We start from the raw sequence: 12,022 nt of genomic DNA on the forward strand, positions 1-12,022 counted from the left end.
AGTGGTGGGCGCCTCTCGCACAGGCTCCTATCAGGTCACGACGCCTGACCGGTGACATGCAGCTCGCGAGGCCACCGAGCTGGCCGACGAATCGGGATGAGGACAGCAATCGTCGGTCTGCCGGTGAGTCAGACCAGCCCGGCGACCCACCCCACCATCCTCACTGTCTGCCATCGACCCGCCCAACTGGGGAGCGGGCCGCCGCCCGGTGCGCCACGTCAAGCGGGCCTTGACAGACGTTCGGACGCTGGCGCGCCGGGCGGTGGTCTGCTCGGCTTGCCCGGGTCGATGGCAGGCGGGATGGCTTACCGCAGCCACCCACGAACCCGGCACCCGCCGACGATCTTCGTCCATCCTGGAGCCGGAGCGCCATTGACTAGTCGCGGCCACCAGCGGTCTGGGCGTTGGCGGGGTCAGCATCGTCGTTCAGGCTGACCGCCGCGGCGGCGCTGGTTCACGCTCCCAGTCGCGGGCCGCGTCGGTGACCGCGATCCCGGCCAGGACTGCCGTAGCGGCGAGGGCGGCCAGCAACGGCGGCCCGAGGAGCGTCGCCGGCGCTATGGCTGCCAGCACGAGCAGCCCGATCGGCCGGTCCCGGGACACGTGGCCGTAGACCGCGTACTCGAAGGTGGCACGTCCGAGCACGAACAGCGCTGGCCCGCCGAGGATGACGGCGATGGAGGATGGTTCCGTGTGCCCGAAGGGATGGGTGACGAGGAGTTCGTCACCGACGGCGGTGACGACGATGCCGGCCACCATCAGCAGGTGAGCCATGAGCGCCGACCGGGCGAGGCGTTCCGGGGCGGGAGCTGCTGCGATGGCCTCAGCCAGGGACTGTCCGGCTCGATGGAGGTAGATCCGCCACATCAGCACGGTGGTGGCGATCGACAGGAGGAACGCCATGGTGCGGTCGGCGGCGAAGCCGCGGCTGCTGAGCGCCAGCCCTGTCACTAGGATGTCCTCGCCGAGCGCGATGATGAATACCTGCCGGTAGCGCTCGGCGAGGTGCTCACCTGCGACCGTCCCCTGCCACGTTGGTGAGCGGCCGAGTCCCGGCGTGGGATAGCGCAGTCGGCCCGCCGTGTAGTCCACGGCCACCGCGAGCGCCCACAGCGCTCCACGCGCCGCGTCCTCGGCAACCGCCCCTATGATCCACGGCGGCGCGGACACGATGGACCAGAACAGCACCCGCACGGCGGCGAGGCGCAGCTCGTGGTCCCGCAGGATGACCAGGAGGGTGACGCCGCGGCCGACCTGGATGGCGACGTAGGCGCCCGCGAAGATCAGGCCGGTGTCGCCGAACGCGTCTGGCACCGCGACCGCCATCACCAGGCTACCGACCATGGTGGCGATGACCAGGAGCTGCACCGCCGACCGCTGCGGGTTCAGCCGGTCGGTGATCGTCGCGGTCAGCGACCAGACCGACCACACGGCCAGCAGCAATACCAGGGTCTGGAAGGCGCCGCTCCAGCTGAGGTCCTCGATCAGCCCGTGCGAAAGCTGCGTGAGGGCGAAGACGAACGCCAGGTCGAAGAAGAGTTCCAGGAAGGCCGGCCGCTGCGGATCCCCGGGGCTTCGCAGCAGCCCGGTCGACCTGTTCCTGGTCATCGACTCGCCTGTTCTGTCGGCTCGGCCAGCGTTGAAGCAGTCGTACCACGGCCTGGCGGCTGTCAGTGCCGACAGCGCGCCACCTGGCATAGCACCTCCTGTAGCGGGGTATACCGCGCCGGCTTCAGGTCGGACGGGGTGGTCGCGCAACCGGGCACGGTGGCGGAGCTCCGGCTGCGGGCTGTCACGTCCGTTTGCGCCGCAGACAGCAGGGGGAGGAAGGGTCACGTGCACGGGAGCGATCGTTCCGCTCGGCGTCCGAAACCGGTGGCTGGGGATTCCGGGAGACGGACTGCGGCTGTGGTTCGACCTGGACGGGCTCTCCGCTGGTCGCCGGGTGCGGGTGATGGCGCTATCAGGCATGCCGTCGCTAGGCACCGGCGGGGCGGCGGATGTCGGTCAGGGTGACGGAGTTGCGGGTGCACGGCGTGTCCGGCGACGACGCCGATGCAATGCTCGACCGACCCCTCGTCTTCCGCGTCGCCGGCGATGCGAACGCCGGCTTCTACCGGCCCCGCCCCGAGTACGGGGCCACCACCGGGCCGGGGGGCGTGACGCTGGAGGCGTACCACTGGAGCAATCTGACGGCCGGCACAGCAGTGCGGACATTGTCGTTGGTGCTGCTGCTGCCGTTCATGCTCAGCAACCTCGCGATCTGGATGCTGCCGAACGCGCCCCCGTCCCGGTCCGGCGTAGCCGCGAAGGCCCTCTGCCGCCTGCTCGCGGCCACCATCACCGCGATGGTTGCCCTCGCGTTCGTCGGCGTCTCGCTCGATCTCGTCGCCTGGCAGTGCGCGTCGTATCCCCGATGCCTGGAAGGCCGCCCATACCTGTCCTGGCTCGGCGGCGTACCGCCGGGACAGCGTCTCGCGCTCCTCGCCCTCGCGCCGATCGCCGTGATCGGCCTCGCCTGGTGGCTCAGCTCGCGCTCCTGGCAGGCGTCCGGACCATTCACTCCGGCGGCCGTACGCCCCGAGGGCAACCAGCTCGACGCGCCCGGCTACTGGGCCGGCAAGCCGCTCCTCGTCCGTCTACGATCGATCCATATCGCGGTCGCGCTCGCAACGGTGGACGCGAGCCTGCTCACGGCCCTCGCGCCCCTCGACGTCGCGGTGACGGGCCACGCCCTCCTCGCGGCTGCGCTGACTCTGCTGGTGGCGTGCATTGTGCTGCTCTGCCTGCCGGAAACCACCGATCGGGGCAGCCAAGGCGCACGAATGGAGACAACCGCCCGTGCGGTTCGCGCCGTAGCCGGTGGGCTGACCGCCCTGTGCCTCGGGTACGCGGCGACCCGGCCCGCCGAACTTCCGGTGACCGGGCCCCTGCCCGGGTACGAGTCCGTGGTCGCGTGGATCTTCCTCGGGCAGGCCGCCCTGCTGATCGCGCTCGGGGCGGTCGTGCTGTGGCAGCGCCAGGGTCGGCCGGACGCCCGGTCGTTGCTCGGCGACCTGGACGCCCCGGCGGTGATCGCCGTCGCGATCGGCCTGGCGTTGGCGTTCACCGCCGGACTGGTCTACCGCGTTGCCGACTTCCTGGACCGCGGCTCCCTCCCCAGCCCGGTCCGGCCGCTGCCGGCCTACGCCCCGCAGCTCCAGCCGCCGGTCTCGTACCGGTGGTTGGTGCTGGGCTTCGGCGCCGCGGTGCTGTTGGCCATCCTCGCGGAGCTGTGCTGGAGTCGGCGGACGCTGCCCCGCCGGCGCCGGGCGGCGGCAGAGGTCGTCGCGCGCGACTTTCCGGATGCCCCTGCGCAGGCGAAGCCCCGCCTACGGGACGTCCGCGACGCGGTCGCGAAGGGACGGGTCACCGAGGGCCTGAGGCCGATGCGCGCCGCCTATCCGTTGGTCGCAGTGCTCAGCCTCGGCTCGGCCGGCTTCGCGCTGGCCGGCATCGCACCGGGGCAACTCGCCGCCCGGCTGGCCGGAGAGCGGGCGAGGGCGGTGGTGGACTTCGCCACTGACCTCGGCGCGTACCTCGTCGGGTTGTTCGTCGTCGGCCTCGCAGTTGCCGGCCTGCTCGCCTACCGATCCCCGGCCATGCGGCTCGTCGGCGTGCTGTGGGACCTGGCCACCTTCTGGCCCCGCGCCGCCCACCCGTTCGCGCCGCCCAGCTACGCCGAACGCGTGGTTCCGGACCTGGTGCGACGGACCCGCTACCTCGCCGAGCAGGGGACGGTCCTGCTGTCCGGGCACAGCCACGGCTCGGCGCTACTGGCCGCCACCATCCTGCAACTGCCGCCGGAGACGCTACGCCGGGTCGCCCTGCTGACCTACGGATCTCCGCTGCACCCCATCTACGCCCGGCTCTTCCCGGCCTACGTCAGCGATGACACGCTGCGCGAGGTGGGAGATCGGGTGGGATGGCGTTGGCTGAACCTGTGGCGCGACACCGATCCCATCGGCGGCTGGATCTTCTCCCCCCACCGTCTCGGCGAACAACCGGCCGTCAACGGCCCACCCGGAGGCGTCGACCGGCGTCTGCGGGACCCGCGCGACGTGACCCTGGAGCCATCCGACACCGTCCCTCCCCCGATCGAGGGGCACTCGCGGTACCAGGCGGACGACCGGTTCGACGCTGCCGTGCGCGAACAGGTGGCGCGGCTAGACGCCGTGGACCCGTAGGTGTTCTGCGAAGGGGGGCCATGGCCAACGTCAGCAGGTGGGGGCGGTCATCCGCTAGCCAGTCCGCGACACGCGCTGGCCCTGTCGCCGAGGGCGGCATGGGCATTGGCGAGTCGCGCCTGGCAGATGCCTTGGTCGCGCCGCATCACGCTTGGCATGTTCGCCAGCGCCTCCTTCTTACTCGGCGCCGGTGTTGTTGGATTGCGCTGCCCGGTCGATCAGCTCTGCCGCCGCACCGGGAAGAGTCCTGGAAGTGTCGATCGCGAGGTCAGCCCCAGCGAAAGGTTCTGTCTCGTCCCATGCCGTGAGCCGTTCCGCAGCGTCGCCGGTCTGCCGCTCGACAATCCGCCGCTCCGCCACGGCTCGGGGGCAGGTGAGCGCGACGACGGTCCATTCCACGTCAGGGAATGCTCGACGTATGGCGTCGATGGCGTCGGCCTGGCCGAGATGCACCACGGGGATGGCTTCGTGAAGCTGTTGACGAAGCCCGGGGCCGTCGACGACGTACACCGATCCATACCGGCGGTTCTCCCACACCACCCCGCCTGACGCACGAAGCGACGCCAGTTCGCCATCGGTGGTCATCCTGTAACCAGACGTGCGACCAGGCCCGGCTTTCAGACGTCGGAACTGCTGGTATCGGTTGTCGAGCCGGTGTAAGGCTGCGGTCACCGTGTCCTTGCCGGATGCAGGCGGTCCGTAGAGGATCACGCCCCGCATCAGTCGAGTTCCAGCCCTATCAGCGACTTCACGAGCGCTTCGGCCTGGTCTTGTAGCGGCCTGGCCGACGCGCAGTTGTTGATGACTGTGTGCTCGACCAACGGACGGAATTCGGTGTCGATGCAGTCGAGGTAGCCGGCCCAGTCAGCCAGCTTCGCAGCATCTCGGGCCGCTCCCCGCCTTCGTAGGTACAGGTTCATGGTGTCCGGGTCGCAGTAGACCCACACGACGCTTACGGAAGCGCCCATGTCGGCGAACCGCGCCCTGGTCCTGTCCAGCCACTCTCGTGACCCCGGTTGCTGTCAGCGTTGCTGTCAACCGGTCGGCTGACAACAGCGTCCGACGCGAAATGCCTGGTGGAATTGGAGCCCCCGGCCGGGATCGAACCGGCGACATCTCGCTTACAAGGCGAGTGCTCTGGCCAGCTGAGCTACAGGGGCGCGTGTGCCGACGTCAGCATAGCGACCGTCGTCCGGATTTCCCGCTCGGCAGCGGTCCCGAGCATGGAAAACGTCAATTTCCCGACCGGTTCGCCGACGGATCCGTCCTGGGGCGGCCGGGCACCGTGGTAGTTGATGCCCGGGAGTGCCCGCCTGACCGCTATGCGCATGCTGCCCGTCCCGTCCGTCGCCTCTCGTCTTGGCAGGGGTGGAAAAGCCGTTTACCGTGCAGTGGCACGGACGACACCCGACCGGCTCCGGCCGCCCCCCGGTGCGTCGCCCGCGGCCGGCACCGACGCGGTGCCGGTGGCTCCTTCACTCGGATCGTCCGGCACGTTCCTGCCGGTGAAAGGAAGCGCACCCACATGGCTACGGTCACGTACGCGAAGGCGTCCCGGATCTACCCGGGCACCGAGCGCCCCGCGGTGAACCAGCTCGACCTCCAGATCGGCGACGGCGAGTTCCTCGTCCTGGTCGGCCCGTCCGGTTGCGGTAAGTCCACCAGCCTGCGCATGCTCGCCGGCCTGGAGGACGTCGACGACGGCGCGATCTACATCGACGACCGGGACGTCACCCACCTGCCGCCGAAGGCCCGCGACATCGCGATGGTCTTCCAGAACTACGCCCTCTACCCGCACATGTCGGTGTACGAGAACATGGCGTTCGCGCTCAAGCTGCGCAAGACCTCCAAGGCCGAGATCGACCGGCGGGTGAAGGAAGCGGCCGCGCTGCTCCAGCTCGAGGAATACCTCAACCGCAAGCCGAAGGCGCTCTCCGGCGGTCAGCGCCAGCGCGTCGCGATGGGCCGGGCGATCGTCCGCGAGCCGCAGGTCTTCCTCATGGACGAGCCGCTGTCGAACCTCGACGCCAAGCTCCGGGTGCAGACCCGTACCCAGATCGCGTCGCTGCAGGCGAAGCTCGGCATCACCACGGTCTACGTCACGCACGACCAGGTCGAGGCGATGACCATGGGCCACCGGGTGGCGGTCATGCTCGACGGCGTCCTCCAGCAGGTGGACACCCCGCGTGCGCTCTACGACACCCCGGCCAACGTCTTCGTCGCCGGCTTCATGGGCTCCCCCGCCATGAACATCAAGACCGTGCCGCTGAACGAGCAGGGCGCGGCCTTCGCCGAGATGCACATCCCGCTGACCCGCGAGCAGGTCGAAGCGGCCCGCGGCGAGGGCGGCGACGGCAAGGTGACCGTCGGCTTCCGTCCGGAGGACTGCGACCTGGTCAGCCCGACCGAGGGCGGCATGCCGGTCGTGGTCGAGCTGGTCGAGGACCTCGGCTCGGACGCCAACGTCTACGGGCACGCCGCGCTGGAGGGCCACGACGAGCGCTTCGTGGTCCGTACCGACCGGCGCACCATGCCGAACATGGGCGACACCGTGTTCGTCAAGCCGCGCGCCGGCAACAGCCACGTCTTCAACGCCGCCACCGGCAACCGGATCTGACGTACGTACGAAAGGGGCGGTCCGCATCGGCGGACCGCCCCTTTTCCGTGTCTGCCGGTTGGCTACGCCTCGGTGGCCCGGCGCCGGGCCACCTCGGCCAGGGTGACCGCGGCGGCGACGCTGGCGTTGAGCGATTCCACGTCGGAGACCATCGGGATGCTGACGGTCAGGTCGCAGGTCTCCCCGACCAGGCGGGACATCCCGCGCCCCTCGGAGCCGACCACCACGACCAGCGGGCCGACGGCGGCCTCCAGGTCGTACAGGTCGGTCTCGCCGTCGGCGTCCAGGCCGACCACCATGAAGCCGGCGTCCTGGCAGGCCTTGAGCGACCGGGTCAGGTTGGTGACCTGGGCGACCGGGACCCGCGCGGCCGCGCCGGCGCTGGTCCGCCAGGCGGTCGCGGTGATCCCGGCGGCCCGCCGCTCGGGTACGAACACACCCTGCGCGCCGAACGCGGCGGCGGAGCGGATCACCGCGCCGAGGTTGCGCGGGTCGGTGACCCCGTCCAGCGCGACCAGCAGCGGGGCGGTCTGCTCCAGCGCGGCGGCGACCAGGTCGTCAAAGGGCTCGTAGGCGAACGGCGGCACCTGGAGGCCGACGCCCTGGTGCAGCACCCCGCCGGTCATCCGGTCCAGCTCGGCCCGGCTGATCTCCAGGATGGCGATGCCCCGGTCCGCGGCGGTCCGCACGATCTCGTTGACCCGGTCGTCCATGTCGAGGCCCTGCGCGGTGTAGAGCGCCGTCGCCGGGACCTGGGCGCGCAGCGACTCCAGCACCGGGTTGCGCCCGACCAGCAGCTCTGGGGTGTCCTTGGACGGGTTGGACTTGCGCCCCGGCGCGACCCGGGGGCCCCCGGTGCGGCCGGTGGGCTTGCCGCCCCGACCGCCCGCGCCGCCCCGGTTGGCCGGTACGCCCCGGCCGCCGCCCCTGCCCCAGGTGGTGTCCTTCGCACCGGGCTGGCCGATCTTGGGGGCGCGCCCCTCCTCGGCCGCCGCGCGGCGCTCCTTGTCCTGCTTCCAGGCGGTGCGCTGGGGCAGCTTCTCGGTGCCCGAGTACGCCTTGTGCCAGGGCCGCTCATCGGCGGGGAGGGTACGACCCCGACCCGCGAGGGAGTCCTTGTTCTTGCCGCCGGAGCCCTTCGGGGCGCCCTGCTTCGGTGCCAGTCGCCGGCCACGGCGCTGCGAGTTGCCGGCCATCAGTCCTGCTCTCCAATAGTCCAACGGGGGCCCTGGGGGGTGTCCTCGACCACCACGCCAGCCTGCTTGAGCTGGTCGCGTACGGCGTCCGCGGCGGCCCAGTCCTTGCGGCCCCGGGCCTGCGCGCGCTGCTCCAGGGCCAGCGCGATCAGGTAGTCCACCACGCCACGCAGGTCCTCCGCGCGGTCACCGCCGGTCCAGGCCGGATCCAGGGGGTCGACTCCGAGGATATCCAGCATGCTCCGGACGGCGGCCAGCACCGTGCGGACGGTCACATCATCGCCGTTGGTCAGCGCGTTGTTGCCGTCCCGCAGGAGGTCGTGAAGGACGGCGAGCGCGGCCGAGGTGTTCAGGTCGTCGTCCATCGCCGCAGCGAAGCCGGCCGGCAGTACGCCGAGCTCGCCGGCGCCGACCCGCTCGGCGGCGCGCTGCACGAAGCCCTCGATCCGCCGGTAGGCAACCGCCGCCTCGCGCAGCGAGTCCTCGGAGTAGTCGATCCGGGACCGGTAGTGGGCGGCCACGTAGTAGTAGCGCAGCTCGACCGGGCGCACCCCGAGCGAGTCCACGTACGTCAGGTCGAGGGCGTTCCCCAGCGACTTGCCCATCTTGGCGCCGCCGATGCTGAGCAGCCCGTGGTGCACCCAGTAGCGGGCGAACGGCAGCCCGGCGGCCTGGGACTGGGCGAGCTCGTTCTCGTGGTGCGGGAAGGTCAGGTCCAGCCCACCGCCGTGAATGTCGAACTCGGCGCCCAGGTAACGCCAGCACATCGCCGAGCACTCGATATGCCAGCCGGGGCGGCCCCGACCCCAGGGGGACGGCCAGTAGGCATCGGCCGGCTCGTCCGGTTTGGCGCCCTTCCAGAGCGCGAAGTCCCGCGGGTCACGCTTGCCCCGCTCGGGGGCGTCCCCGGCGGACTGCATGTCGTCCGGCGACTGGCCGGAGAGCGACCCGTACGCCGGCCAGGAGGCCACGTCGAAGTAGACGTCGCCGGAGCCGTCGGTGGCCGGGTAGGCGTGCCCGTCGGCGATCAGCTTGGCGATCAGCTCGTGCATCTCCGGGATGTGCCCGGTGGCCCGCGGCTCGTACGTCGGCGGCAGCACGTTCAGCGACCGGTACGAGGCGGCCAGGACCAGCTCGTTGGTGTACGCGATCGACCAGAACGGCCGGCCCTGCTCCATCGCCTTGACCAGGATCTTGTCGTCGATGTCGGTCAGGTTGCGGATGAACATGACCTCGTAGCCGGCGGTCAGCAGCCAGCGGCGCAGCACGTCGTAGTTGACGCCCGAGCGAAGGTGGCCGATGTGCGGCGGGGCCTGCAGGGTGAGACCACACAGGTAGACCCCCACCTTGCCGGCTTCCCGCGGGACGAAGTCCCGCACCGATCGGGTGGCGGTGTCATACAGGCGTAGCGTCACCGTACAAGGGTAGCCGTCCATGCATTCCGGGGTCGGCCGGAGCCGGGCCGTACGCTGCGTGCTGTGGACACGACGGCGCGGCCCGGGGAGCCCGGCGAGGTGGCGGCCCGGCCGGGGGAGACGGCGCAGACCCTGGACCGGGGCCTGCGGCTGCTGCACCTGGTCGCCGACGCGCCAGCCGGCCTGACCGTCACCGAGGCGGCGAACCGGCTGGGCATCGGGCGGGCCGCCGTCTACCGGCTGGTCGGCGCGCTGACCGGGCACGGGATGCTGCGCCGCGACGGCGATGGCCGGCTGCGCCTCGGCGCCGGCGTGCTGCACCTGGCCCGGCGGGCCCAACCGCTGCTGGCCGAGGGGGCGCTGCCCGCGCTGCGCCGGCTCGCCGAGCAGGCCGGCGCCACCGCGCACCTCACCGTGGTCGAGGGCGGGGAGGGGGTGGCCCTGGCCGTGGTCGAGCCGAGCTGGACGTCGTTCCACGTGGCGTACCGGACGGGGGCCCGGCACCCGTTGGAGCTGGGGGCCGCCGGGCGGGCCATCCTCGCCGGCCGGGCGGGCGCCGCCGGCCCGGTGAGCACCGCCGGGGAGCTGCAGTCCGGGGCGTACGGGGTGGCCGCGCCCGTGTTGGGGGTGGCGGGGCTGGAGGCGAGCGTCGGGGTGGTGGCGCTGGCCCCGCTGGACGTCGACACGGTGGGCGCCCAGGTGGCGGCCGCCGCTGAGTCGATCGCCGCCGCCCTGTCCTGACCACGGCCACGCCGCCGCCCGGCGGGGCGGAAGCGGCGCAAGAGCCGGAAGGGCCCGGGCGACCGTGGTCACCCGGGCCCTTCGCAGGAAATGCGTTACGGCTGGACGTGCGGCTTGAGCGGGCTCTTCACCGCGGCGTACGCGTCGACGATGCCGTACCCGTAGAAGCCGTTGAAGTTCAGCGAGCCGGCGCAGTACGCGTCGAACTCGGCCGAGCGGCCCTCGTTGGTGTAGGTCTGCAGGCGCGGCTCCGGGCAGGCGTGCTCGGCGGCGGTCCGGTAGAGGTGCTGCTCCACCAGGTCCGGCGCCAGGCCGAAGCCACCCCGGCCGTCCTTCTTGCCGAACCTGCTGACGATCAGGGCGGTGACACCGGCGGCGTGCGGCGACGCCATCGAGGTCCCCTGCAGGTAGGTGTAGTACCCGCACTCACCGGCGGCGGTGCACTGCTTGAAGACCGACTCCTCGAACCCGGCGACGATGTTGCCGTCCTCGTCGACCAAGCCCTCCTCCTGGAGCACCTTCTTCGGGTACGTGGAGAGGATCATGTTGGCGTCGGTGCGGTAGGTGTCGGTGCCGTAGCCGTCGCGGAACCAGCCACCCGGCGCGGCGACCGAGATCTGCTCAGTGCCGTAGTTGGAGAAGTCGGCCTTCTTGCCGGACGGGCCGACCGCCGACACGCCGATCACGTGCGGCCCCTCGGCCGGCAGGTCCCAGCAGCTGTCGTTGTCGATCGGCCGCGGGTACGGGTCCGAGCCGTAGTCCGGGCTGGAGACGTCGGTTCGGGGAGCGCCCAGGTCCTCGTGGTTGTTGCCGAGCGCGCCGACCAGGGTGACGCCCTTGTGGTGGGCGAAGGTGAGCGCCCGCTTCATGGCGGTGATGATCGCCCGCTGCTCCGCCTGGGCCTCCGGCGAGTCGGCCGGGTTGGCGGTGCAGTTGTAGAGCCACGGGTCGACGTAGAAGGACATGTTGACCACGTCCAGGCCGGCGTTGCCCGCGTGCACGAGGGAGTTGACCACCGGGTTGAGGAAGAAGTACCCCGAGTCCTGGCCGCCCTTGAGCTCGACCAGCGAGACCTTGGGGGCGACGCCGGAGAGGCCGAAGCCGTTGGCCGCGGCGCCGATGGTGCCCGCGACGTGGGTGCCGTGACCGCCGTCGTCGGTGCCGACCGGGTCGAGGCAGCTCGCCACCTCGCACTCGCCGTCGACGTCGACCATGTCCGGGGCGAAGTTGCGCGACAGCGCCCAGTTGAAGTTGGGCGCAAGGTCGGGGTTGCTGGCGTCGACACCGGTGTCCAGGACGCCGACGGTCACCCGACGGTCACCCGGCTCGATCTTGCGGGCCTGGTCGGCCCGGATCATCTCCAAGCCCCAGAGCTTGTCGTCCAGCGGGTCCATCTTCTTGCTGCGCCCGTTGGCCACGCCCTTGCTCCCGGCCGCGGCCAGCAGGTGCTCCTGCTCGACGCGGTCGAGCTTCGGCTTGCGGCCGATGGCCTTCTGCTCGGCGGCGCCGAGCAGCGCACCGGCGGCGGTGGCCTGCCGGGCGAAGTCGGCGCGGTCGCTGGTGACCTGGAACAGACCGACCTCATCGGTACGGGAGACGACGGTGCCGCCCGCCGCCCGGATGGCGGCGATGGCCGCGTCCGCCGACACGCCGTCCTCCGCCACCACGGTAAACGTCCGGCTGCTGGTCGGCTCGGCGTTGGCCGGGGCCACCATGCCGGTCACCGTGAGTGCCAGAGTCGCCGCGGTCGCGACGGCTCCGGCGGTGAAGCGCTTGCTCACCACATCAGATCCTCTCGTTGAGGGACGTGGCAGCCATCACATAGCA

The 12,022-nt window shown here is 71.3% G+C and carries 9 protein-coding genes and 1 tRNA gene; 3 read left to right on the plus strand and 7 right to left on the minus strand.

What is annotated here, in order from left to right:
- Positions 1-426 precede the first annotated feature (426 nt).
- Complete coding sequence (locus ACLQ2U_RS02605; RefSeq protein WP_425748894.1) at positions 427-1,608, minus strand: low temperature requirement protein A; 1,182 nt, start codon at positions 1,606-1,608, stop codon at positions 427-429.
- Between the two features lie 392 nt (positions 1,609-2,000).
- On the opposite strand from ACLQ2U_RS02605, the gene ACLQ2U_RS02610 reads away from it, so the two are divergent.
- Entirely contained in the window at positions 2,001-4,226 is a 2,226-nt protein-coding gene (locus tag ACLQ2U_RS02610; protein WP_425748895.1) for a hypothetical protein, read from the plus strand.
- A gap of 177 nt (positions 4,227-4,403) precedes the next feature.
- Here the strand turns inward: ACLQ2U_RS02610 and ACLQ2U_RS02615 are convergent, their stop codons facing one another.
- From ACLQ2U_RS02615 to ACLQ2U_RS02625, 3 genes are all read right to left on the minus strand, one after another.
- Positions 4,404-4,946, minus strand: coding sequence for a kinase (locus ACLQ2U_RS02615; RefSeq protein WP_425748896.1), 543 nt, complete (start codon positions 4,944-4,946; stop codon positions 4,404-4,406).
- Complete coding sequence (locus ACLQ2U_RS02620) at positions 4,946-5,173, minus strand: hypothetical protein (RefSeq protein ID WP_425748897.1); 228 nt, start codon at positions 5,171-5,173, stop codon at positions 4,946-4,948. The genes ACLQ2U_RS02615 and ACLQ2U_RS02620 overlap by 1 nt, the downstream gene beginning before the upstream one ends.
- A gap of 136 nt (positions 5,174-5,309) precedes the next feature.
- Positions 5,310-5,386, minus strand: a tRNA-Thr gene (locus tag ACLQ2U_RS02625).
- A 365-nt stretch (positions 5,387-5,751) separates the two neighbouring features.
- Here ACLQ2U_RS02625 and ACLQ2U_RS02630 point away from each other — a divergent pair.
- Positions 5,752-6,843: an ABC transporter ATP-binding protein gene (locus ACLQ2U_RS02630; protein ID WP_425748898.1), complete on the plus strand. Its 1,092-nt coding sequence runs from the start codon at positions 5,752-5,754 to the stop codon at positions 6,841-6,843.
- A 62-nt stretch (positions 6,844-6,905) separates the two neighbouring features.
- Here the strand turns inward: ACLQ2U_RS02630 and rlmB are convergent, their stop codons facing one another.
- Both rlmB and cysS read right to left on the minus strand, forming a co-directional pair.
- A complete protein-coding gene (rlmB, locus tag ACLQ2U_RS02635) occupies positions 6,906-8,039 on the minus strand; it encodes a 23S rRNA (guanosine(2251)-2'-O)-methyltransferase RlmB (RefSeq protein WP_425748899.1) in 1,134 nt (377 codons plus the stop codon).
- Positions 8,039-9,454 (minus strand): cysteine--tRNA ligase, encoded by a 1,416-nt coding sequence (gene cysS, locus ACLQ2U_RS02640; RefSeq protein ID WP_425748900.1) that lies wholly within the window; start codon positions 9,452-9,454, stop codon positions 8,039-8,041. Before cysS ends, rlmB begins: the two co-directional genes overlap by 1 nt.
- A 63-nt stretch (positions 9,455-9,517) precedes the next feature.
- Between cysS and ACLQ2U_RS02645 the strand changes: the two genes are divergently transcribed.
- A complete protein-coding gene (locus ACLQ2U_RS02645) occupies positions 9,518-10,195 on the plus strand; it encodes an IclR family transcriptional regulator (protein ID WP_425748901.1) in 678 nt (225 codons plus the stop codon).
- 95 nt (positions 10,196-10,290) lie between these two features.
- On the opposite strand, the gene ACLQ2U_RS02650 is transcribed toward ACLQ2U_RS02645, so the two are convergent.
- Positions 10,291-11,976: a S8 family serine peptidase gene (locus tag ACLQ2U_RS02650; protein WP_425748902.1), complete on the minus strand. Its 1,686-nt coding sequence runs from the start codon at positions 11,974-11,976 to the stop codon at positions 10,291-10,293.
- Positions 11,977-12,022: the final 46 nt, after the last annotated feature.

Source organism: Micromonospora sp. DT47, from assembly GCF_049844475.1.
GTDB lineage: Bacteria > Actinomycetota > Actinomycetes > Mycobacteriales > Micromonosporaceae > Micromonospora.